The 23,380-nt window shown below is 47.9% G+C and carries 20 protein-coding genes; 3 read left to right on the plus strand and 17 right to left on the minus strand.

The features are described from left to right. Positions 1-9: 9 nt before the first annotated feature. Positions 10-2,352 carry a hypothetical protein gene (locus AC0KUT_RS16260; RefSeq protein WP_488831443.1) on the minus strand — a complete coding sequence of 781 codons (2,343 nt, stop codon included), beginning with the start codon at positions 2,350-2,352 and terminating at the stop codon, positions 10-12. Positions 2,353-2,935: 583 nt separating this feature from the next. On the opposite strand from AC0KUT_RS16260, the gene AC0KUT_RS16265 reads away from it, so the two are divergent. From AC0KUT_RS16265 to AC0KUT_RS16275, 3 genes are all read left to right on the plus strand, one after another. Continuing rightward, positions 2,936-3,736: a 3-keto-disaccharide hydrolase gene (locus AC0KUT_RS16265; RefSeq protein ID WP_488831444.1), complete on the plus strand. Its 801-nt coding sequence runs from the start codon at positions 2,936-2,938 to the stop codon at positions 3,734-3,736. Between the two features lie 126 nt (positions 3,737-3,862). After that, positions 3,863-7,144 carry a DUF7133 domain-containing protein gene (locus AC0KUT_RS16270; RefSeq protein WP_488831445.1) on the plus strand — a complete coding sequence of 1,094 codons (3,282 nt, stop codon included), beginning with the start codon at positions 3,863-3,865 and terminating at the stop codon, positions 7,142-7,144. A gap of 112 nt (positions 7,145-7,256) precedes the next feature. Then, complete coding sequence (locus AC0KUT_RS16275) at positions 7,257-9,140, plus strand: TonB-dependent receptor plug domain-containing protein (RefSeq protein WP_488831446.1); 1,884 nt, start codon at positions 7,257-7,259, stop codon at positions 9,138-9,140. A 56-nt stretch (positions 9,141-9,196) separates the two neighbouring features. On the opposite strand, the gene AC0KUT_RS16280 is transcribed toward AC0KUT_RS16275, so the two are convergent. The 16 genes from AC0KUT_RS16280 to nadD form a co-directional block, all read right to left on the minus strand. Then, positions 9,197-9,688, minus strand: a complete 492-nt coding sequence (locus AC0KUT_RS16280; RefSeq protein WP_488831447.1) for an arsinothricin resistance N-acetyltransferase ArsN1 family B — start codon at positions 9,686-9,688, stop codon at positions 9,197-9,199. 166 nt (positions 9,689-9,854) lie between these two features. Further along, positions 9,855-10,013: a hypothetical protein gene (locus tag AC0KUT_RS16285; protein ID WP_488831448.1), complete on the minus strand. Its 159-nt coding sequence runs from the start codon at positions 10,011-10,013 to the stop codon at positions 9,855-9,857. Positions 10,014-10,038: 25 nt separating this feature from the next. Continuing rightward, positions 10,039-11,364 carry a mechanosensitive ion channel family protein gene (locus AC0KUT_RS16290; RefSeq protein ID WP_488831449.1) on the minus strand — a complete coding sequence of 442 codons (1,326 nt, stop codon included), beginning with the start codon at positions 11,362-11,364 and terminating at the stop codon, positions 10,039-10,041. A gap of 91 nt (positions 11,365-11,455) precedes the next feature. Next, entirely contained in the window at positions 11,456-12,178 is a 723-nt protein-coding gene (locus AC0KUT_RS16295) for a transthyretin-like family protein (protein WP_488831450.1), read from the minus strand. Positions 12,179-12,238: 60 nt separating this feature from the next. Continuing rightward, positions 12,239-12,751, minus strand: a complete 513-nt coding sequence (locus tag AC0KUT_RS16300) for a GNAT family N-acetyltransferase (protein ID WP_488831451.1) — start codon at positions 12,749-12,751, stop codon at positions 12,239-12,241. A gap of 133 nt (positions 12,752-12,884) precedes the next feature. Beyond that, positions 12,885-13,922 (minus strand): lipoyl synthase, encoded by a 1,038-nt coding sequence (gene lipA / locus AC0KUT_RS16305; RefSeq protein ID WP_488835768.1) that lies wholly within the window; start codon positions 13,920-13,922, stop codon positions 12,885-12,887. A 164-nt stretch (positions 13,923-14,086) separates the two neighbouring features. Beyond that, positions 14,087-14,665: a lipoyl(octanoyl) transferase LipB gene (gene lipB / locus AC0KUT_RS16310; RefSeq protein ID WP_488835770.1), complete on the minus strand. Its 579-nt coding sequence runs from the start codon at positions 14,663-14,665 to the stop codon at positions 14,087-14,089. 72 nt (positions 14,666-14,737) lie between these two features. Continuing rightward, on the minus strand, positions 14,738-15,010 hold the full coding sequence (locus AC0KUT_RS16315; protein WP_488831452.1) for a YbeD family protein: 273 nt from the start codon (positions 15,008-15,010) through the stop codon (positions 14,738-14,740). Between the two features lie 87 nt (positions 15,011-15,097). After that, a complete protein-coding gene (locus AC0KUT_RS16320) occupies positions 15,098-16,198 on the minus strand; it encodes a D-alanyl-D-alanine carboxypeptidase family protein (protein WP_488835771.1) in 1,101 nt (366 codons plus the stop codon). A 393-nt stretch (positions 16,199-16,591) separates the two neighbouring features. Next, positions 16,592-17,494 (minus strand): septal ring lytic transglycosylase RlpA family protein, encoded by a 903-nt coding sequence (locus AC0KUT_RS16325; protein WP_488831453.1) that lies wholly within the window; start codon positions 17,492-17,494, stop codon positions 16,592-16,594. Between the two features lie 2 nt (positions 17,495-17,496). Further along, the gene (mltB, locus tag AC0KUT_RS16330; protein WP_488835773.1) at positions 17,497-18,489 is read right to left on the minus strand and encodes a lytic murein transglycosylase B; all 993 of its coding nucleotides are present in this window, start codon (positions 18,487-18,489) and stop codon (positions 17,497-17,499) included. Positions 18,490-18,542: 53 nt separating this feature from the next. Then, positions 18,543-19,697 carry a rod shape-determining protein RodA gene (gene rodA, locus AC0KUT_RS16335; protein ID WP_488831454.1) on the minus strand — a complete coding sequence of 385 codons (1,155 nt, stop codon included), beginning with the start codon at positions 19,695-19,697 and terminating at the stop codon, positions 18,543-18,545. After that, positions 19,694-21,730: a penicillin-binding protein 2 gene (mrdA, locus tag AC0KUT_RS16340; protein WP_488831455.1), complete on the minus strand. Its 2,037-nt coding sequence runs from the start codon at positions 21,728-21,730 to the stop codon at positions 19,694-19,696. Before mrdA ends, rodA begins: the two co-directional genes overlap by 4 nt. Positions 21,731-21,772: 42 nt before the next feature. After that, positions 21,773-22,240 carry a 23S rRNA (pseudouridine(1915)-N(3))-methyltransferase RlmH gene (rlmH, locus tag AC0KUT_RS16345; RefSeq protein ID WP_488831456.1) on the minus strand — a complete coding sequence of 156 codons (468 nt, stop codon included), beginning with the start codon at positions 22,238-22,240 and terminating at the stop codon, positions 21,773-21,775. 18 nt (positions 22,241-22,258) lie between these two features. Next, positions 22,259-22,591: a ribosome silencing factor gene (gene rsfS / locus AC0KUT_RS16350; RefSeq protein ID WP_488831457.1), complete on the minus strand. Its 333-nt coding sequence runs from the start codon at positions 22,589-22,591 to the stop codon at positions 22,259-22,261. A gap of 66 nt (positions 22,592-22,657) precedes the next feature. Further along, the gene (gene nadD, locus AC0KUT_RS16355) at positions 22,658-23,371 is read right to left on the minus strand and encodes a nicotinate-nucleotide adenylyltransferase (protein WP_488831458.1); all 714 of its coding nucleotides are present in this window, start codon (positions 23,369-23,371) and stop codon (positions 22,658-22,660) included. Between the last annotated feature and the right edge of the window lie 9 nt (positions 23,372-23,380).

The raw sequence follows: 23,380 nt of genomic DNA on the forward strand, positions 1-23,380 counted from the left end.
AGAAAGCACTTAGTGTTTGCGTTTAGCTGTGGGCTCACCCGGAGCCAAGTCAGAGTTAAGCGAAACAATACGTGTTTTACTGATTTTATGCCTATATATCTCACGCAAATACTTTATCGACTTTTTCACACTTTCGCGCGATAAGCGAATATCGTTAATAGAGCAAAACTTATCGGCATCATTAATCAGCTCACGATACTTTTTCTCGTACATGGGTTTAATTGCATACCAATTAGTATCGAGAATTTTGGCGGGGTTTTCAAACTCATTGAGCATCTCATCTAAGCGATCCTCATCGAAATTTTCAGCGCGAATAAATTCGAGCATAGCGGTATCTAATTGCTCATCAAAGCGATATTCGCTCTTAGCAAAACAGCGCTTAATAAAGGCAACAATCAAGGTTAAAAAATCATCGCTTAAACAGGGGCTCTTCACAATAAGCGTGGTCAAAGAAATATTGGCCGAAGCACCGATAACAAGAGCATAGCGTTTAAGCGTGGTATTGGGAAACAACCCATTCAGATGGGATTTAAGCTTATTCAAATCCATATAGGAAAGCTTGTAGTCCTTAGGCAGGGAAATAATAGATACCACCGAAGAACAGTTTTTAAAGAAGTGAAGGCTATTCAATGCTGAAGGATCGTAGTCGCCCTCAAGAAATCCGTCTAATGCTTCGCGATAACGGCCTGACTCAATTGGCAGCAGACTGATACCCTCAATAGCCTGAGTCACTTTGTTAAAATGCGGCAAATCAATTGAGCGATAGAATAGGTCGTCAATATTTAACTCACCAACTTTCTTCTCCACACCGCGCAGCTTTTCTAGCCCCATAGTTACATTTGGAATAACTGATTCCGCGTAGGCAACAGCCACTGGCCCTGCCAAACTCATAAATAGATCGTTGGCATCCAAACGAATTGTTTCACCAATATCGATACCCGCACGGCGGAAATAATTTTCATCGTAGTCAGTTGTTACCGCTTGGGCCGTGAGAATATTGAAAATTTGTTGAGAGATATATTGGTTGGCGTACTTCTCCATTGCATTTACATCAATATGCTGAATACTGCCGTCATCGGTTGCTTCGGCGTAGCGCATAATGTCGTTGGAAATTAGCATCATGGCATTCCAAGGACGAATGCGATGCATCACACTGGCTTCACTACTGTCTTCGTTTTCAAAGTTGTAGGAGAAATCCCACTCCTCAGAGAGATACTTACAGAGCAGGCGGCCGGCATTAATATGCAAGGCCTCAGACATTTCTACGCCGTGATCCGAAATGTTAGGCAGTATGCATATACCGCTGGTAAAAATAGGCTCAAACACAAATGAGTGCCCACGATTATCAGTATCTTCATTGAACGATTTCGTTTCAAAGGTTTTACTCATGTAGGCATATTGTTGTGCCAACCCAAACTCAGATGCCATACCGGAGCCGGTACCACCGCCGGCGCTGAAAATATAAAAATACAAGCGCGATTGATTGGCTTTGATACCGCAAGAATCAATCAAATAAGAGTGTATAAATTTCCAGTCTTCGTTAGAAAATTTATGGGTATCTTTATTCAAAATAATTTTAGCCAAATACTGTCCAAGAATAGGTGCATTACCTGAACCACCCGCATGCACTTCAGACAGATCCATAATTTTCATTTTGGTATAATCTTTAAGGAAACCAGCGCGCTCGCCCTTGTGAGAGAAACGAATTCGCCCTTCGATGTCCTTATCTAAATCGCCGAGCATAACCAAGGGCTCAATCAAAAATACCGGTTTAAGCTGATGTGTGCCTTTGAGATGAAAGCTGCGCTTGATCCAACGCATAGGCGCCTGATCCTGCTCTCGAGTCTCCTTCACCTCCGACAAAAATTCATTCAAATAGAAATTGCGCGCGCTATAAACTAAAGAGGCTACATCCAAGGCAATATTGGAGCCACAGCGTCCCAAACCTATAAGACACACCGAAGGAAATTGCGGTTTTTTGTAAATATCGCTGTCGTGATCCTCATTCATATCGGGATAGACACTTGCCCGTAAAGCATCCAAATTACTCAAAATTTTATTGAGATCACGCTCAGTAAAATACATGTAACCATCGCTAACTTTTTGCTCGTCGCTGCTAGTTCTAGGTATTACTTCGGCTTTTGCGCTTGGGCTGGCAGTACTTTTGCTCGCTGGGGAGCCCTTAACAACAGCCACGCCTTTATCAATAGATGGATCTTTATCAATAGCCGTCGCCATCACAGCAGCAGTGTTCTCGACATTGGGAACATCCATAACATCCGGAGCCTCTAAGACAAAAGCATCATCATCGACTGTAGGTGCGGCAGGAGGAGCAGACTTTCTGGTGGCCATGAAGGAATCCTTTAGCGCTTAAGGCTGGAAATAAGTTTGAGCTACACATCACCCTTAACACTAGACCTGAGTCTCCTTAAATACAAATTGAATGGCGCCTGCTAGGTTAATTTTTCATAGATACCGCCATGCGTTAATAGGCTTACCTTCTTTTGATACCCTCAAAACTCAATTGGAAATAAAAAAGCCCTTAGTTAGCACTGAATAACGTGCGCGCCAACAGAAGCTAATTTTATGAACCTTTACTTTTTAGGTTAGTTTGCAGTTTGAATCAGGGCGAAACGCGATTGGGGATTAATCGCGTAGATTGATATTTCAATACAACTCTTTACACAAAGAATACCTACCCATAAAGCACCATTAAGGTAGTGCGGCAAAGTAGACTTAACCTTCAATGGCAAATCTTATGAAAGTATCAAGCAATGTAAATTGATTGGTCGCCTGCCAGAATAAATAGTACAAATGACATATTGTTTGCCGCCAAGCACACTAAAACAGCGCGCACTTAGTGAAGCAGCAACCTTAAATCCAAAATGTACTACCTGAATACCATCAGGTCACAATAAAAATGACAGGTCGACACATGAAACAAACGTTAAGACAAACTATTACGCAATCACTCTTACTCCTTGGCAGTTGCTATGCGCTCCAACTTTGCGCAGCGACTAAAGAGCCTTGGCAGCTCGCAGAGGAAACAGAGGTCTGGGAACCTGTACCGAATATTATTAGCGTTCCCCTCGCAGCCCCCCAATCAGGCACTCTCAATGGCACGCCATCAGATGCGATTACCCTCTTTGATGGCAGCAACTTAGACCAATGGGAGAGTGCAAATAGTGGCTCCGCCCCCTGGAAAATTGTGGATGGCGCATTGGTGGTTGTGCCGCAAACGGGCGACATCAAAACCAAAGTATCTTTTTGCGACCTGCAGGTGCATGTAGAGTGGCGTACACCCACCCAAATTACCGATGCCGACGGCAAGTTACTAGAAAGCCAAGCGCGCAATAACAGCGGTGTGTTTTTGCAGGAGCGCTATGAAGTGCAAATACTCGACTCCTACAACAACAAAACCTACTCCAATGGTCAAGCGGCGGCTATTTATAAACAGTCTATTCCACTGATAAATGCCACGCGTGCGCCGGGCGAATGGCAAACCTACGATATTATTTTTAGCGCCCCGCAATTTGATAAACATAAAAAACTTAAAAAGCCCGCCTATGTAACGGTATTACACAACGGTGTACTGGTACAAAATCACGTTGAAATTCAGGGTGATACCGAATGGATCGGCAAGCCAGTATACAAAGCCCATGAATGTGCACCATTACGCCTACAAGATCACGGCAATGCCATGAACTTTCGCAATATTTGGGTACGCAAGCTTTAAATAAGACTGCTATTTGCGCAGACAGCCTTTTGCTTAAGGGCTGTTACTCACCATATTCAATAATAAAGTGCGCCGCCGTAAATTACGGCGGCGCTTTTTTACCCAGCCCACATCTAGGTAATCCTTATGCTTCGTTTACAGATATTAAAGCTTGGACGCAGGTTTAATTGCATAGCGCCTTTTTGCCAGATTCTACTCGGCAGCATCATGCTGTTGCCGAGCAGCTTTGCACTTGCGGAGCCCCTTGCTCCCAGTACCTATTTCAAAGAAAACACAGCCTGGACATTAACCACCAAAGCCAGCGCTATAGGCAAGAGCCTACAACTTGGTGCCGTAGCTCGGGGCGATATTCTTGCTCTGCAAAATACCACAGCTGAAGCAACACTCACCTCCAATGGCTACTTTGGCGATCTAGTCATGAGCATGAATTTTCTAATGCCCCAAGACAGCCGTGCACAATTCTACGTGCAGGGTCGCTACGCAATTGAATTACACGATATCAACAGTGAATGGCAGAGCCTTAGTTTAAAATTTCGCGCACCTCGCTTTGATGAAGCGCGCAACAAAATGGAAGATGCACTACTTTTAGAAGTGCTAATCAATGGTGAGCGCGTGTTACACAATGAGTTGCGTCCCACTATTAGCAACAACGCCCCTATGAGCTGGGAAGACCAAGGCGGCCCACAAATTATTAAGGTGACTCAAGGCTCATTCGCTCTGCGTAATTTTGCACTTGCACCCGCTGATTTTAGTCAAATTAAATTACCCAAGACATCAGGCGAAAAAACCAACGAACAAGATCTGGTCGATTTTGTTGCGCTCGGCAAAGAAACATTTGAATCCCTTGGCTGCAATGCCTGCCACCTTACCAACCCAAATAGTAGCGGCGTGAGCACCGGCCCTAACCTCTATGGCTTATTTAAACGCGAAGCGCGCGATCGTGAAGTAATTGAAGGCGGTGAAGGCCACAGATTTACGATTAAAGCAGATAGCCGCTATTTACACCGCAGCTTGCGCGCCGCTACAGAGCAACTCGCCATTGCTGAAAGCGGCAGCAAAAAAGGTGAAGCCTATTTACCACTCATGCCGGTATTCTCGCCCCAAGTCATTAGCGACGCGCAAATAGATGCGGTTGGCGACTACCTTGCCACACTCAATACACCTTTGGAGCAAGGCCCTGCCATTAAACTCCTGCCACAAGCCGGCGCCGCAGAATATGATCCTGTAGCAGATCGCCTGCAACAATTGGTAGATAATGAAGTACGTATTCAGCGCGGGCCTATGCAAGGTGTTTCTGGCCGCGCGATTCACGTAGGCACGCCGTGGGGAGTAAATTACAGTTTTGACCCACGACTGCTGGCCATTACCAAAATTTGGCAAGGTGGTTTTTTAGATATGAGCGGTGAATTTTTAAACCGCGGCGGCAAAGGTTTAAAGATGGGTTACGAAAGCCGCGAAATTAATTTTGGCGAACTTGAGTATTTATTCGCACCACTCAATGCCCAAGGTGAACTTATTGACTTCAGTTTTAAAGACGCAAAATTTGGCGACCCTGCAACAGCAAAAGCATCACTCTACAGTCAAGAGGATCACCTGAGTCGCCTTAAAAAAATAGGTGCACAATTTTTAGGTTATCGCCGCGATTCTACACAAAAAAATCAACTCCCAACCTTTCGCTACAGCATCGGCGCCAACAAACTTGAGGTGCGAACAACGATAGATGCCAAGGGCACCGTTATTATCGCTCTAAACGGAAAATTAAATACGGCCCAAGTATTTTCACTCAACACCAAACTGCTACAAAACATTAAAACGAAAATGGGCCAACTAAACGCCGATCGCTGGTCACTGCCCGCCGGTAAAATTAACACAATACTCACCGCACAGATGTTGGTGAGCGATAAAGTCTGGCACGCGCCAAAATCCAATTTCGACTATCGCCAACAGCCTATTAAAATAACGCCCGCCAAGGCCAAGATGCCAGCCGGATACAGCATCGAAAGTTACTATCCGCCCAAAGATAATTTTGGCCGCGAACAATTATTTGAAGCACTGGGCTTAGCATTAACCCAAGACAACACCACCGTCATTGCTACCCGCACCGCGGGCATCTGGCGCATGCACAAAGGCCAGTGGCAATTATTTGCTGAAGGTACCTTCGACAGTCTCGGGCTACTGGTGGAAGACAAAAAAGGCTTTACGATTATTGCTGGGCAAAAAGCTGAACTGACACGTATCAGCGATACCAACGGCGATGGCATAGCTGACAATTACGACACCCTATTTGATGCCCACTCCTATCACGGCAATTACCACTCCTATATGCACGGCCCTGTGCGCGGTGCCGACGGCGCCTACTACATCAGCATTAATTTAGCCGATGGCGGCGATGGCTCAACCTACAAAGCAGGCGGCGCCTATATGGGCAGCGCTGGGGGCTACGCCGGTTGGAATATTCGCATTACACCAAAAGGCGAATTTACCCCTTGGGCAAATGGTTTACGTAGTCCTGCCGGCCTTGGGCTCGGGCCTGACGGGCGCCTTTGGTATAGCGACAATCAGGGCGAATACATGGGCACATCGAAAATATTTGTGATCGAAAAAGATAAGTTTTATGGCCACCCATCATCATTAGTCGACCTACCCGGCATGACACCCGACTCCGCTGAGATTCAATGGGATAAGGTAAAAAACAAACGAACTCAACCCATTATTTTATTGCCTCACAACCGCGTGGCCAATTCACCCGGTAACCCTGCATGGGATACCACTGCAGGAAAATTTGGCGCATTTGCTGGGCAGATGTTTATGGGCGATCAAACCCAATCTAATTTATTGCGCATCGCCACGCAAACAGTAGATGGTATTGAACAAGGGAGTGTTATGCCCTTTATAGATGATTTGGAATCGGGTGTTATGCGCCCCTTGTTTTTAGCCGATGGCAGCTTATTACTCGGCCAAACAGGGCGCGGGTGGCAAGCGAAGGGGGGCCATGTCGCTAGCCTACAGCGCATTCGCTGGGACGGTAAAACCATAGCGCCAGCCATTAAAGAAATGCTTGCTACCGCAACTGGATTTAAGCTCGAACTGACGCAGCCATTAGCACAGAATATCAGCCGAGAAAAGTTGGCCGAACTCATCAAGCTCGAATCTTGGGTCTATCGCGATGCTCCCGACTACGGCTCAGAAGAAATGGGTTTACAACAAGAACAATTCAAAAAAATATCACTCAACGCAACACGGACCTCAATAAGTATTGAACTAGTCTCGCTGCAGCAGGCTAAGATCCACCCCGAACAAACAGCGCGAATTTATCACGCTCAGCTACAGGCGGCAGCGGCTTTTAATGATCCAGTTGCGGCTACTATGGATGCCTATTACACGCTCTATAAATTTCCCACGCAGTAAAAAACACAGAATCAATGGCATGGATGCCGATACACTGCGCAAAAGTTACGGTTATTCCGCAGCTAAAAGCGCCAACTACACCACAACCTGTTAAAAATTTTTAAGGCTCACCATGAAGACGTTTTACCTAAGCCCCTTGTTACTCGCCATAGCGGCTACCACCTCATTTGCATCTACAATAACCACCGCAGCAAAAGAAGAACTCATCGTTACTGGCAGTTACAGCCCCGTCTCCAATGAGCAATTATCCTCTTCAGTATCGGTGATCAACAAAGAACAATTACGGCAGCTCAGCAATCACAGCCTGCTAGATGCAATGCGTCAAATACCCAGTCTCTGGATCGACGAACAGGGCGGTCCCGGCGGCATCACCTCGATTAACTTGCGCGGCGCAGAAGCAAATCACACTCTCGTATTGTTGGATGGCGTACAACTGAATGATCCCACCAATACTCGTGGCGGTGCGTTTGATATCAACAGCATTAATGTTGAATCGATTGAACGCATTGAAATTATTCGTGGTGCGCAATCAGCCATCTATGGTTCAGATGCGCTTGCCGGTGTTATTCATATCATTACCCAAGCACCCAGTGATGAACAAAGCATACAACTAAACGCCAATGCAGGCACAAAAGGCTATAGCAGTGCAGGCCTGAGCAGCAGCGGAAAACTAGGCCAGCTAGGTTATGCGCTAGGCCTGCAAACTAAAGATGGCGGCAATGCACTAAGTGGTAGCAGCGCAAAGAATACTGAATTCACCAGCCGCTTTAACTGGCAGGAAGCTGATCAAGGCATAGGTTTTAGTTATCGTTATCTTGATGGTGAGCGCACTTCATTTCCGGAGCAAAGTGGCGGGCCAGAATACGCCATCGATCGCGATCTCGATCGCAGTGATTTTCGCGATCAAAATGCAGCGCTCAATTGGCAGTGGCAAATCAATGAATTTTGGCAAACTAAAACACAAGCCGCGTGGTATCAACGCGATGACATCTATAGTTCGCCCGGCATTGCACCCTATGATGCAGTACCGCCTAACGGCTCGACTACCGACTTTAATCGCACCACCCTTAGCTGGGTAAACACTCTCGGCAATAAAAGCACCTACTGGAGCAACCTCGGCCTAGAGACTCGCCGCGAAGCAGGTGAGAGCCAAGGCTATTTAGATTTTGGTTTCAAATTGCCCACCGACTTTTCACTCGCGCGTCGAATCAATAGCGTCTTTGTGAATTTCAACGGTTACATTGCGCCCGCGTTATTATTACAAGCGAGCCTAAGGCGCGATGACACTCAAGATCTAGGCGCAAACAACAGCAGCCAAATGGGAGCGCGCTATGCAATCAACGAACAACTCAGTTGGTTTGCCAACTGGGGCGAAGGTTTTAAACTGCCAAGTTTTTTTGCCCTTGGCCATCCACTCGTTGGCAATGAGGATCTAAAACCCGAAACGGTAACCACTCGCGATACAGGCATAGCCTTTACCAGCAACACACTGAGCGGGAGCTTAAGTTATTTCAAACAAGAATTTAAAGACTTAATCGACTTTGATAGCGAGACATTCAAAAATGTTAATAGATCGCGAGTGAATACCAGCGGTGCCGAATCGGAAATTTCGTGGCAATTAAACTCACAGGTTACTTGGCGCGTACAGGCAAGTTACACCGATATAGACATGCTTTCATCTGACAATCATTTACTTGGCCGCCCACAATTCACCTGGGGCTCATCGCTACATTACGCGCTCAATGAAGACTGGCAATTCAATCTGCATTATTTGCAAGTAGCAGATCGCTTTGCTGTAAGTCGTTACAGTGGCAATGATCAAGAGCAAACACTTGCTGCCTACAATCGTCTCGACGCCAATATAGACTGGCAAGTCAACAAACAGTTAACCTTAGGAGTCAGCCTAGACAACCTCACCGCAAGCAACTATGAAACCGATATTGGCTTCCCCGCACCTGACACCAGCGCATTAATATCACTAAGGTTTAAACTCTAATAATTAAAATCTAATATTGAGCGATAAAGCGCATGATTACGCAGTAAGTGCATGCGTTAATCGCTCAATTTCTTTTCCCAATAGCCAACATCTAGCCAACGTTCAAATTTGCGCCCCACCTCAGAAAAGTGCGCCACCGGCTTAAATCCACAAGCTTCATGTAAGGCCACACTAGCGTCATTAGGCAAGGCAATACAGCCAAGGGCCACATGTACATTTAATTTTCTCAACGCCTCTAACAGTGTTGAATATAAGTGCCTACCATAACCCTTGCGCGCTACACCATTTTTCAAATAGACAGTCACTTCAACTGTATTTTTATAGGCGCTTCGCTCCTTCCACCTTGAAGCATATGCATACCCCACCACCTCGCCATCCACCTCACAAACCAACCAGGGAAATATTTTTTGGCAAACGTTAACCCGTGCAGCCATTTCATCCTCTGACAAAATGACTTCCTCAAACGTAATCACCGTATTCACAATATAAAAATTATAGATACTGCATACAGCAGCAATATCTCGCGCCTCGCACGCACGTATCTTCATATATTCTCTCATCTAAAAATACGCACTTAAAAAAATCCCACATACATCGCATACGTTACTCTTTTGAATCTTTCTTTTCTGCTAACTCTTCTTGTAGCATTTCTAGCTGCTCTCGCTTATTTTCATCCGATAGAATCTTGTTATTCTCTGCACGAGCCTTTTTATTTTATTGGTAGGTATCACCTATACCCCCGCTACAATTTTTTGCTCTTTCGCACTCTTCATTTACAATATAGGCTGCAGTGTTATAGCCAATTTCTGGCGCAGTACAGCCAAGCAAAGTAAAGACAGCAGCACTTAATATCCATAATGTTAACTTTTTCATATTGAATCATCACTCCTGATACTTATCACTTTCCAAAATTTTCATTAATAACGCGCACTTCTCGCTGTGGAAACGGAATTTGGAACCCATGTTCGCGCATAGCTTCAAATATCATTAACAGCAAATCACCACCCACGCGATTTTTTCCGTCGTCGATACCCGACATCCAAAACTCCACAAACATATTTACACCTGAGTCGCCGAAGCCATGAATTTCGCAGTCTGGCTGCTCTTCAAAAGGCACACCTTCACCGCTGATGACTTGCTCGTGGGATGCCACTACCGCTTTAATAATGCCGATCAGCTTGCGAATATCCGAATCATAGGCAACAGAAAAATCAACGCGGTAACGCTGCTTTTTATTTTTATGGGTCCAGTTGGTGAAGCTTTCGGTCATGAACTTTTCATTGGGCACCATGATGTCTTTGCCATCAAAAGTCTCCAATGTCGTAGAGCGCAGCGTAAGCTCGCGCACCACGCCGGTTCTACCGTCTTCAAGTTCAATATAGTCATCCACCGAAATGGAGCGGTCGAGCAAAATAATAATGCCCGAAATAAAGTTGGATGCGACTGCCTGTAAGCCAAAACCGAGCCCCACACCCAGCGCGCCGCCAAACACCGCCAGAGCAGTAAGATTTATGCCCATAACCTGCAGTAGCAACAAAATAAACAGTACAAAAATGGCAACTTCCAGCAATTTTGCGGAAACTTCTTTGGTGCGAAAGTCGAGCTTATCTTGGCGTCTGATTATCTCCTGCCCTGTACTGCTGGAAACACGCCCAAGCCAGAACAATAACGATCCGAATAGTGCTACACGAATCACACCATAAACAGAAATATTAATATTACCGACAGTTGCCTGCATTGATTCCAGAATGCTTATGATCGGCTTTAACAATTCCACCCAGTGAAGAAACAACAAAGGAAAACCTATCCAGCGAAAGCAGAAAGCAATGAAATCGCTTTTGACATAGTCGCGAATCAGCGTGTTGTAGAACAACAACATAGATATCATTAGCGCGGCGCTGACTAACCAAGATTTCCCAAAAAGAGTTGCGCTAGCTTCGACAGCAAAGCTCATCGCCAAGAGCGTTAACAAGGGGAATAATAAATTGCCCAGTTTACTGGCGAGCTTACGCAAAGGGTTGAGCAACTCAAGCTCAGCGCTAGACAATTCCGTATGCGAAAACAAAGGAACATACTTGCGTATGCGATAAGCGATCAACCAGGCAAACACAAAAATCACCAATACCAACAGCAACTGCGCATAGGTATCCGCCTGTTGCAGAACATCAATCACATTAGTTTGCGCATCATTCAATGCCTTAGTGTAATGTCGGAAATCCACCATTGTCTCCTTTAATTTTTGAGTAACCGGGGCCTATGCTTACGATTAAGTTTTAATACAATTATTTGCGTTTTAGACTATCCCACTTAACTTTTTATGTCCCACCTCTTAACGATCGCTCGGATTTCAAATATCCAGAAAGCGACTCGCAACCCTCTTGCCCAATCGGGTTCGCCTCCTGAAGCCAGGGATTCTGCGATCTGCCACTTAATAGTGCGGTATAGGCTTCCTGCTCTTCATAGAATTTATCTAACTCCGCAAGCAAATATTTGTTTTTGCTCCAAGTGCAATTGAAGGATATTCTGGCTAAAAAAAGCCTATCTTTAAGAGTATTCAACTGATCGCTCAGGGCACCAACCGATGGGTCCAGCTTGATGATTGTTTCTTGGTGCCACTCGATAGTAAATGGATGTTCTCTGGACTCTCTAGAAAAATTCTGTAATTTTTCAGGTATATACCCATACTTGTAAACAATAATTTGGGGTTGATCTGTTGAAAAGCCTCCAAAAAATCTTGTTAAAAACCTCACCCTCCAACCAGGAATCGAAAACTTACCATCCTTATCCGTTTTTACTTCCTGAGTTTCAAAAAATTTATCTCTCGATGAATGAAAGCCCGGACTTTGTGAATACCATACAGCTACTAAAACCACATTACTCAAAGGTTTATTGCTTTCCGAATCTAATACCACACCATCTATGGATGGGGCACTATATGTGTGGTCGTATATAAATATGGAGGTGACCAGCCCAACAACTACCAATCCGATTAAAAGTTTGCGCCTCAAAATAAATTTACCTTCCAAGTAGTTAATCACTGGACGCCATCAATTGATTGCTAACGCACTACACGCAGAACCAGCTATCCGATTTAGCTATTACAGAGCTATACGCATTACATTGACTTGCCGCCCACCTAACCGCGTTAAGCGTTCAATATTCCAACCGCGTTTTTGATAGTAATCGGTGTAATCAGTAGCAGAGAGCCATAATTCACTTAGCTCTAAACTCCGCGCATAGGCCTTTGCGGCTTCAATAAGCTCAGCGCCAATTCCTTGATGGCGCTGAGCGGTAATAACGAATAAATTAGTAAGCCATACCGGTGATTCATTTATAACTTTGGGCATCCGCTCGCTACTGCTGTAGGTGTAATTCACCAAGCTGACACAGCCAAGCAATTCACCAGCGCGCAGCGCGATGAGTGTTTTGGGGATAGATTTATGCTGTAGGTGTAACTGCAATCGTTGCTGACGCAGCGACAGCGTTGATTTTAAGCCCTGTTTCTCACATTCCTGATGATGCCAGAGCGCCACCTGCGCAATATGCTCTGCGTTGGTTTCTAACCGACTAATGTCGAGTGTATTATATTTTGGTACAAGAGATGATTTCACGGAGTTCCAGATAGCAGGAATATGCCTTTCACTATAGCTAAGATTAAAAACCTTAGCCGTGGCGACACAATAGAGACAAAAAACTCCCGACCAGCGGGAGTTTTTTATTCGTTCAATAAGACAGCTGTCAGTGCTATTTTGCGTCGGCTTTTACATCGCCGAACCATTTCACTTCTTCGCCATGGGCTTGCTTATCGGCGTGGTACGACGAGCGCACCAGTGGGCCGCAGGCAGCGTGCTTAAATCCCATGGCTTCAGCGAGTTGGGTGTACTCGGCGAACTCATCAGGGTGCACATAGCGCGCTACCGGCAAGTGATCTTTTGAAGGCTGTAGATACTGACCAATGGTAAGCATGTCGATGTCGTGGTCGCGCATGTGCTGCATGACTTCGATAATTTCTTCTTTGGTTTCACCTAAGCCAACCATTAAACCTGATTTAGTGAGTACATCGGGGCGACGCGCTTTGTATTGCTTGAGCAATTCCAGCGACCACTCGTAGTTAGCGCCGGGGCGCGCTTGGCGATACAAGCGCGATACGGTTTCCATATTGTGGTTGAACACGTCGGGCGCTTCTTTTTCTAAAATATCCAAGGCGATGTCCATGCGGCCACGGAAGTCCGGCACCAATACTTCTACTTGCAGCTTGGGGCTGAGCGCGCGCGCTTCGCGGATACAGTCGGCAAAGTGCTGAGCGCCGCCGTCGCGTAAGTCGTCGCGATCCACCGACGTAACAACCACGTACTTTAAGCGCATTTCGGCGATAGCTTCGGCCAGTTTGCGCGGCTCGTTTTCATCGAGCGGGTTGGGCTTGCCATGACCTACATCGCAGAAGGGACAGCGACGGGTGCAGATGTCGCCCATGATCATAAAAGTGGCAGTGCCGCCGCTAAAGCATTCGCCCAGATTGGGGCAGTTAGCTTCTTCGCACACGGACGATAATTTGTTTTTGCGCAGAATAGATTTAATGCGATCCACTTCGGGTGAGGCGGCAATGCGCACGCGAATCCAGTCGGGTTTGCGCTGAATTTCTGCGCGGTCGCTGGCGATCACTTTTACCGGAATACGCTCAACTTTGTCGGCATCGCGCAGTTTCTCGCCCTGCTTATAGCGCTCGGTGCGTTTTACCGGTTGCAGTTCGGGGACAACAGTAGATACGGGCAGATCTGACATAAAGGGCTCTTTGGTCTTTTCAGGCTCTTGCGCTTGCGATTGGCTATAGCGCATGAAAATCGAGTGTAGGTTGTGATCGAAGGAAGGACTGACTGTTGACGAGAATCCTATTGGAATGGATTCACGGCCTAACGCTCAGCGCGGCATCCTCTTCTCGCAACCCTTTAACTGGCACGTATTGTACAGGTTTCATAACCCAATTTCCGCGCAAATTGTGCAGTAAGCTGTGTTTGCACTTCCGCCAGTGTGGGAGGCTTTGCTAATAAGTCTTTCATTTGCGTCATGGCCAAACCTTCATAACCACAGGGGTTAATACGTTGGAACGGCGCCAAATCCATAGCGACATTGAGTGCAAGACCATGAAAACTGCAACCTCGGCGCACGCGCAGGCCAAGCGATGCGATCTTATTCCCCGCAACATAAACACCAGGTGCATCGGGTTTTGGGTATGCCTCAATAGAGTATTCAGCGAGCGTATTTACAATCGTCTGTTCAATAGCCGTAACCAAGTCGCGCACGCCGATCTTTAGTCTACGCAGATCCAAAAGCGGATAGGCCACAAGCTGGCCTGGGCCGTGATAGGTGACTTGGCCACCGCGATCGGTTTGAACGACTGGAATGTCGCCAGGGAATAACAAATGTTCCGCCTTGCCCGCCTGCCCTTGGGTAAACACTGGTGAATGCTCTACCAGCCAGAGCTGGTCGGGAGTATCGGGGGTGCGCTGATTGGTAAAAGCTGTCATCGCCTGCCAGCTGCTGGCGTAATCCCGCAGGCCAAGCTGGCACACTTCTAAGGTTTGCTGCGCGACCACTAACTACATCACCATTTTGATGCGCTTATCCACGCGCAAGTCGGTGTTGATAGCACTCAGCTGATCCTCACCGGTGGCAGTAATCCAGATCGTTAGGGACTTAAAGCTCCCCTTGCTGCTCTCATTAATCGTAATGCGCGTTTGATCAAAGCCCGGAGCGTGACGCTCCATCACTTCGATTACAAAGCTATGCACGTCTGGATGAGCTTCACCCAGCACTTTGATGGGATAGTCTTCACAGGGAAATTCGATTTTAGGGGGTTTTTGTTCGGACATAGATTGAACTCAACGAAAGACGGGTAATTATACCCTAGGCCAAATAAAGGCGGCGACGACAGCTTATGCTGCCGTCACCAGAAATTATCAGCTAAACATATCGCGCAAAAAGAGCTTGATACTGTCCATCATGCGCGCAAAAAAGCCCGCCTCTTCCACTGGTTGCAAGGCAACGATGGGGGCATTCACCAATAACTGACCATCCAATTCTATGGTGAGGTTACCCAGTTCTTGTCCAACCACAATTGGCGCTTTGATAACTTCGTTAATGTGCATATTGGCCTGTAGGGATTGCTCGCTACCCTTTGGCAAGGTGAGCGTAATGGCGTTAGCAAGACCCAGTTGCACTTCATCGGTGGTACCGGCCCAAACGCGGCTCGTGCTCAACTGCTGGCCCGCTTGATAAAGCGGCGTGGTTTGAAAGAAGCGAAAGCCGTAAGCGAGTAATTTTGCCGTTTCTGCTGCACGCGCTTTTTCGCTATTGGTTCCCATTACCACGGCAATCAGGCGTGTTGCCTCACGCTTGGAACTTGCTACCAAGCAATAACCTGCCTCTTCTGTATGACCGGTTTTCAAACCATCGACGCTGTCGTCGCGAAACAACAACAAATTGCGATTGGGCTGGCGAATATTGTTGTAGAAGAAATATTTTTCAGCATAGATGGGGTAGTGATTGGGGTGATCAAAAATAATGGCGCGCGCCAATACGGCTAGGTCCTTCGCGGTAGTGAGGTGCCCTTCTGCTGGCCAGCCGGTAGAGTTTTCGAAATGGGTATTGGCCATGCCCAGCTGCTGTGCCTTTTGATTCATGCGATCTACAAACGCATCTTCATTGCCCGAGACAAACTCGGCCAGCGCCACAGTTGCATCGTTGCCCGACTGAATAATTACACCGCGCAACAAGTCAATCACCGATACCTGCGTGCCTTCACGCACATACATGCGTGAACCGCCCATTTTCCACGCCTTTACACTGATGTTAACCATAGTGTCTTCAGCGACTCGGCCTTTTTCAATTTCATCGGCCACCAAATAGCTCGACATCATCTTGGTCAAACTCGCAGGTGGCAAACGCTCTTCAGAATTCTTTTCTGCAATGATATTACCGGTCGTTGCATCAACCAAAATATAACCAGACGCCGCCAAATCGGGGGCAGCAGGAACAATAACGGGCTTAGTTGCAGCCATGGCAGCGTCAGGACGCGGTGCGGGCAAGCTAGCGCTGGGCAGAGTAGCAGTAGGTAAACTATTGGGCTGTTGAGCGGCAACAGAACCTGCAACGGCAAAACTAATGAAGGTCACACAGGCGCGAAAAAACATATTTTTAATCATAACTCTCTTAATAACCTATCGATGGAAAACCTGTTGATGAATAACTTATTGATGTGCACGCTGCTGAAAAACAATTGATGAACTGTCAATGGACAAATAACACACGCATGCAAAATTAGAAGTGAGGCAAATTGTAACAGTTGTAGCCTGCTAAAACTTGGGTGATATTTCACTTGTCAGCAAGTTTGCAAAAACAGCCACATAAATGCTCAAGCACGCTCTGCTTTCAGCACCCATTTATACTGCGGCTTATTGGTAAACCACATGCGCCTGCAGCACATTAATTCGCGCTAATTGCTCGCGCGCCTGCTGCAAGCTTCGGGCATCTTTAAACGGCCCAAGGCGTACACGGTGAATTTCTTTTGGCTGACTCAATGAGTGAATCACCACGGGAAAGGTCAGCTTTGTGCCTAAACTTGCCGCAAACTGGGTGGCAGATGCCTTACTCGAAAACGCACCCACTTGTAAAAATGTGCCTGCAGGCAATGCTGCTTCAAATTTTGCATGCACCGTATTGGCATCAGCGCGCAGAGGAATAGGCGCATCATCGCCCGGCAAGGCGATTTCTACATCCACCATGCCAGTACCCACTTTATTGATGCCAATACGCTGAGCCGCCGCATAACTCAAATCAATAATGCGCCCAGAATGGAAAGGCCCGCGATCATTAATGCGCACCACTACACTTTTGCCATTGGCGACATTCGTTACGCGCACATAGGAGGGAATGGGCAAGGTTTTATGCGCACCGCTCATGGCATACATGTTATAAACCTCGCCATTAGAGGTGTGATAACCATTGAATTTATTGCCATACCAAGACGCATAACCCCGCTCGCGATAGGAGGACTCATCCTCAATGAGGTGATAGGTCTTCCCCAGCACTGTGTAGGGGTTTTTATTGCCCGCATTAGTTCGCACTTCATAGCGCGGCACCGCATCGGGCACATGAGACATGTCCGGCTCGCCATCGGGGCCGCTGTCTTTGTCTTGTGAATAGCGGCCATCATTAGGATTGTAAGGTGGTTTTTTAGTAGGTTGTTTCGCCGGAGGTGCGGTACAGGCCGCAAGGAGCACGCAGCAACTTAAGATCCATACAATAGGCTTAATAGGTGACTGCTTGGTGCGCATAGAGGCCTGATTCAGATTCACTACTATTTTCCTTTCGCTGCTTTGGCTCGTGCCGCTTTAATATCTAGACTCAATTGATAGACCGCCATGGCATACATTGGGCTGCGATTGTAGCGGGTAATTGTGTAGAAATTTTGCAGGCCCAGCCAATATTCCAAGCCGCGCGCGCCATCGAATTCAAGCGCTATAGCGGGTTCATTTTTAGGCAGTTCTGTAAGGGAGGAAACGCCTAACTTTTTCCACTCATACAAGCTCACTACGGGCGGCACTATCTCATTGAAGGTAACACCTTTAATATCTGCGCGCACCTGTGCGGGCACCACCACCAGGCGACCTGTTTGCCAGCCGTGCTGCTTGAAATAGTTCGCCACACTGCCAATGGCATCTTCAGGGTTATTCCAAATATCGGTAAACCCATCTCCGCTAAAATCTACTGCAAAGTTGCGATAGCTGGACGGCATAAATTGGCCGTAGCCCATAGCACCTGCATATGAGCCTTTAAATTGCAGCGGATCATGTTTTTGCTCGCGGGTTAGCAGGAGATAATTTTCCAGCTCGGCGCGGAAAAAGGGCGCGCGCGGCGGATAATCGAAAGCAAGTGTGGTGAGTGCATCTATAACGCGATAGCTGCCCATATTTTTGCCGTAGTTAGTCTCTACGCCAATAATAGCCACAATAATTTCAGCGGGTACGCCGTAGGTTTTTTCTGCGCGAGCCAACTCTTTTTCGTAGGTTTTCCAAAAGCTAACACCGCCATTGATGCGCAAAGGCACGATAAAAATCGGGCGGTATTCTTTCCAGGTTTTAGATTTTTCCGCTGGGCGCGCTATCGCATCCAGAATGGGTTGTTTTTTGTCGGCACTGGCCAACCAAGCATTTACTTCAGCGGCGCTAAAGCCCTGTTTTTTGACCATATCCTGCACAAAGGCTTTTGCTTCAGGATGCTGGCGATAATCAGCCTGAACACCAAGACTCAGCGCAGCAAGCGCGCCAGCAAAGAGCAAGGGACTGCACATTTTTTTGAAAGACAAGATAAAACCTCTATACAAATCGCAAAATCAGGTGCGATCTAAGCCTGGGGCGTCATCACCCGCTTTTTCTCAGTGGCTATGGCCATGAGTATGCCGAAACCTGCAAACAGCGCCACTATAGCGGTGCCGCCCTGACTGATCAGCGGCAGGGGCACCCCCACTACCGGTAGCATGCCAGAGACCATGCCCATATTCACGAACACATAAACAAAAAAAGTAGTGCTAATACTCGCGGCCAACAAACGCCCAAAGCTGTTTTGAGAGTTGGCGGCAATCATCAAGCCCCGAAAAATTACCATGGCATAGATGAACAAGAGCAAACATACACCCAATAACCCAAACTCTTCTGACATCACCGCGATAATAAAATCCGTGTGGCCTTCCGGTAAAAAGTCGAGCCGCGACTGAGTGCCCTCCATCCAGCCCTTACCTGAAAGCCCACCAGAGCCAATTGCGGTTTTAGATTGAATGATATTCCAGCCGGTACCAAGTCGATCCTGCTCGGGGTCGAGCATGGTGATCACGCGCTGGCGCTGATAGTCATGCAGCATATAGTGCCATATAGGCCAAAGGCTTGCGCCGAAGAGACCAAGGGCGATCATGATATAGCGCCACTGTAGGCCCGCATAGAACAACACCATCATGCCCGATACCACTACAAGAATTGAGGTACCCAAATCCGGCTGTTCAATAATCAAGGCGGTAGGCACCAAAATTAATGCTAAGGTAATCGCGATATGCAGGAGGCGCGGCGGCAAAAAACGCTGGCTCAAGTAGGCGGCAATCGTAATAGGCATTGCCAGCTTCATTACTTCTGACGGCTGAAAGCGAAAGCCGCCCAAACTCAACCAGCGCTGCGCGCCCTTCGCACCCACCCCCATGACCAAAGTAAGTACCAATAAGAACACCCCTAGCACATAGGCCCAAGGCGCCATACGCCGTAAAAAATCTACTGGTATCTGCGCAACAAAAAACATGGTGCTGTAAGCGATCACGAAAAAAGTACCCTGCCGTTCTACGCTGCCGATATCGTGACCACTGGCGCTATAAAGTACCGTAAGGCCGATAGTCGTTAAGAGTAAAAGCAGCAATAAAAGCACAAAATCTATATGCAGGCGCTCGGCCAAGGCAGAGCGATGCCCAAAGCCTACACCTGCCTTCGGCATGCGCCGTAAAAAATCTCGCCGACTCATTGGCCGCCACCTTGAGGTTGAGAATTTGAGGGTTGGGTATTGGGTGTTGCTGGAACAGATGTACCAGCCGCTTTTGCTTCCGCGGCAGCTCTAGCCGCTGCGCGTTCCGCGATGTAGGCATTGGCGCGGTCAATAATCGCCTGCGGGTGATAGCCAACGGGTGGTACAAAATCCCCCGGTTTCAGATAATGACCCAATAAATAGGCATCCATCACATGGCGCGCCACAGGTGCCGCTTGCGATGAGCCGCCCTCGGCATTCTCTAACATCACTGCAACCGCAATCTTAGGATTGTCTACCGGCGCGAAAGTAATAAAAAGGGCGTGATCGCGATGACGCTCTTTTAGCATGGCGGAATTGTATTTGGCATTTTGCGCAATACCAACCACTTGTGCTGTACCCGATTTACCTGCCATACGGTAGGGCGAATTAATGCCGGCACGGCGCGCAGTGCCGCGTGCGCCCTGCATGACTTCCTCCATACCCCCTGCGATTGCCTCCCAATATTGGGCTGGAGCTTCAATGCGCTCCTCAATAACAGGTTCTTTTAATTCGTCACCTACTTTGTACACTAACCGCGGTCTATAGCGCACGCCACGATTAGCAATAGTGCTGGCCATAACCGCCAACTGCAGAGGTGTAACTAACACAAAGCCCTGACCGATAGCCATATTGACTGTGTCACCCGGATACCATGCCAACCCACGTCGAGCACGCTTCCATTCGCGCGAGGGCCAAACCCCTATACGTTCATGGGGCACATCAATACCTGTCGCCTTGCCTAAGCCAAAGTGGGCGCCAAATTCGCTCATGCGATCTATGCCCATGCGCACACCCAAATCCCAAAAATAGGTATCGCAGGATTCAGCAATCGCCTTCTTCAGGTTCACACGCCCGTGGCCACCGCCCGTAACCCCTAATATCCAGTCGCGATAGCGACGTGAACTATTGGGCAAGTAGTAAAAACCTGGGTCGCTAATTTCACGATTCACATCAGTAAAGCCATTGACCAATCCCGCCAACCCTATAATAGGTTTCACCGTCGAGCCGGGTGGATACTGGCCTTGTAAAAAGCGGTTAATGAGCGGGGCATCTATGTTGTCATTCAACTCGCGATAATCTCGAAAGCTAATACCCGTAACAAACAAATTAGGGTCAAAACCAGGATTACTCACGGCGGCCAATATACCGCCCGTGTGCACATCAATCGCCACCACCGCACCGCGCCGCTCTTGCATAGCCGCAACAGCCGTTTCTTGAATACGGGTATCAAGTGACAGAAATAGATCACTGCCCTGATGAGGGTCTATGCGATCCAATACTCGCATGACGCGCCCGCGCGCATTGGTCTCTACATTCTGACTACCCACTTCGCCCAGCAAAACCGACTCATAACTTTGCTCAATACCAATTTTGCCAATGGAGTGCGTGCCCGAGTAGCGGCGTACATCTTCTTCAGTAAACGCCTTTAATTCGCGCTCATTGATGCGACTGGTGTAGCCGATAGTGTGGGCATAAAGTTCACCCTGTGGGTAGTTGCGCACCAGTTCCGCCTCGACCTCAACCCCATCAAGCAGATGCTGGTTAACAGCCAGCTTGGCAATTTCATCTTCCGTTAGCGTGTATTTAAGCGGAACAGGGTCGAGATGATGACGCTGTTGTTTTTTCAGCTTATAAAACTTACCCAAATCCTCTGGCGTAATATCCACTAGGGTTTTGAGTAGCTCGATAGTGTTGTTCAATTCAGCCTGACTCGAACTGACAATCGTAAGGGTATAGCTGGGCTTGTTATCAGCCAGTAGCAGCCCATTGCGATCAAAAATCAACCCGCGCGTGGGCGGTATGGGCTGCACGTGCACGCGGTTACGATCAGACTGGGTGGCATAATCTTGATAGTTAACGATTTGTAGGTCGTAGTAGCGGTAGATCAATAGCCCAACAAGCAGCGCCATAAACAGCGCCATCACCACTAAGCGCGCGCGAAATAGCTTTGCTTCGCGCTGATGGTCCTTAAAGTGATGGTCTTCTTGCATAGCGTGAAGTTCTTAGCCGCTGGGGCGTACGTAAGTGAAGTATTATTTATGGTAGGGGTGGTTCTGCAAAATACTACAGGCGCGATACAGCTGCTCAATAACTAAAATTCGCACCAGCGGATGGGGCAAGGTCAAGGGTGACAGCGACCATTTAATCGTCGCCATATTCGACACCGCGGGCGCCAAACCATCGGGGCCGCCGATCAACAAACAGTAGTTATCGCCGCTCATTTTCCAGCTCGCCATGTTTTCCGCCAACTGCTCGGTACTCCAAGGCTTACCCTTTACTTCTAGCGCGATCACTTGCTCGCCCTTGCCAATGGTCGCCACTATAGACTCGCCTTCTTTTTCCATGGCCTTGGCGATATCAGTATTTTTGCCGCGCTGAGCAAGCGGCAACTCCACCATTTCTACCTGCAGGTCACGCGGCATACGCTTGGCGTACTCGGCATAACCCGCCTCCACCCAAGCGGGCATTTTAGTGCCCACGGCGATGATTCTGATACGCATAAAACCGCGGCTCCGTACTTATTCGCGGTTAGCAGGCTTCATTGACCACAGCTTTTCCAGCTCGTAATAGTCGCGTGCTTCCTGTTGCATGACGTGAACCACTGTATCGCCAAAATCAACCAGCACCCAATCACCAGTCTCTAGGCCCTCAATACCCAAGGCGCGATAGCCCTGCTTTTTGGTTTCTTCAACCATGTTTTCAGCCAAGGAGCGCGCATGGCGATTAGATGTACCGCTGGCAATAATAAGAGTGTCCATCACATCGCTCAATGTGGTCACATCGAGTGTGACAATGTCTTTACCCTTAAGGTTCTCAAGAGCGTTGATGATGGCTTGGTTTAAATCTGACATTCAGTTACCTATTGATGAAACATCTTTAATGAAAAATAGTTGAAAAAATTCGGGGCAATATCGACGCTAGCGATACCAACCCTGCATTTGAATAAAGTGCCAAACCGCGTCTGGCAATAAAAACTGTGGCGACTGCCCCGCCGCTATAAGTGCACGAATTTCGGTGGCAGATATAGGCATAAGTCGCGGCGCCAACAACACTAAGCCGCCCGCAGGCCGCTCTGTTAACACATGAGATTCGCACAGATGCGCATCAATTAAGGCTTGCAGCTCCCGCGAACTTGGCGATGCCATCACCTGCTCTGCACTAGCCAGCTCCCAGCCCGGCCGAGCCACGACCACCAAGTGCGCCAAGGCCATTAACTCGCGCCAGCGATGCCAAGCTGTAAGCCCAGAAAAACTGTCCGCCCCCATACAGAGACACAAGCTCACATCAGCACCCAATTCTGCGCGCAACTCATACAGGGTATCGTAGGTGTATGAGGGCTTATCGCGCGCCAACTCGCGGGCATCCAGCTGCAAATCAGGGCAATCCTGCAAGGCTAGGCGCAGCATTTGTACGCGCTGCGCGCTGGTTAACTGCGGCAGTGCGCGGTGCGGTGGCAGATGACAGGGCAAGAGCCGCATCTCATCGAGCGCTAACTGCTGTTTTAACTCCAACGCCAAACGCAAATGCCCCAAATGAATGGGGTCAAAGGTGCCACCAAGAATACCGATTGTTTTACGCTCAGCCATTAGAGCGGTAGGTGTTGTGCGCATAGACTCCGACGAAGTAGGCATGAACCTGCG

This window comes from Cellvibrio sp. 25HG11W-0 (assembly GCF_057815475.1).

Coding starts and splice junctions, on each gene's coding strand:
- AC0KUT_RS16260 (WP_488831443.1), bottom strand. CDS start 2,352: ATGGCCACCAGAAAGTCTGCTCCTCCTGCCGCACCTACAGTCGATGAT.
- AC0KUT_RS16265 (WP_488831444.1), top strand. CDS start 2,936: ATGAAACAAACGTTAAGACAAACTATTACGCAATCACTCTTACTCCTT.
- AC0KUT_RS16270 (WP_488831445.1), top strand. CDS start 3,863: ATGCTTCGTTTACAGATATTAAAGCTTGGACGCAGGTTTAATTGCATA.
- AC0KUT_RS16275 (WP_488831446.1), top strand. CDS start 7,257: ATGAAGACGTTTTACCTAAGCCCCTTGTTACTCGCCATAGCGGCTACC.
- AC0KUT_RS16280 (WP_488831447.1), bottom strand. CDS start 9,688: ATGAAGATACGTGCGTGCGAGGCGCGAGATATTGCTGCTGTATGCAGT.
- AC0KUT_RS16285 (WP_488831448.1), bottom strand. CDS start 10,013: ATGAAAAAGTTAACATTATGGATATTAAGTGCTGCTGTCTTTACTTTG.
- AC0KUT_RS16290 (WP_488831449.1), bottom strand. CDS start 11,364: ATGGTGGATTTCCGACATTACACTAAGGCATTGAATGATGCGCAAACT.
- lipA (WP_488835768.1), bottom strand. CDS start 13,922: ATGTCAGATCTGCCCGTATCTACTGTTGTCCCCGAACTGCAACCGGTA.
- lipB (WP_488835770.1), bottom strand. CDS start 14,665: ATGACAGCTTTTACCAATCAGCGCACCCCCGATACTCCCGACCAGCTC.
- AC0KUT_RS16315 (WP_488831452.1), bottom strand. CDS start 15,010: ATGTCCGAACAAAAACCCCCTAAAATCGAATTTCCCTGTGAAGACTAT.
- AC0KUT_RS16320 (WP_488835771.1), bottom strand. CDS start 16,198: ATGGCTGCAACTAAGCCCGTTATTGTTCCTGCTGCCCCCGATTTGGCG.
- mltB (WP_488835773.1), bottom strand. CDS start 18,489: ATGTGCAGTCCCTTGCTCTTTGCTGGCGCGCTTGCTGCGCTGAGTCTT.
- rodA (WP_488831454.1), bottom strand. CDS start 19,697: ATGAGTCGGCGAGATTTTTTACGGCGCATGCCGAAGGCAGGTGTAGGC.
- mrdA (WP_488831455.1), bottom strand. CDS start 21,730: ATGCAAGAAGACCATCACTTTAAGGACCATCAGCGCGAAGCAAAGCTA.
- rlmH (WP_488831456.1), bottom strand. CDS start 22,240: ATGCGTATCAGAATCATCGCCGTGGGCACTAAAATGCCCGCTTGGGTG.
- rsfS (WP_488831457.1), bottom strand. CDS start 22,591: ATGTCAGATTTAAACCAAGCCATCATCAACGCTCTTGAGAACCTTAAG.
- nadD (WP_488831458.1), bottom strand. CDS start 23,371: ATGCCTACTTCGTCGGAGTCTATGCGCACAACACCTACCGCTCTAATG.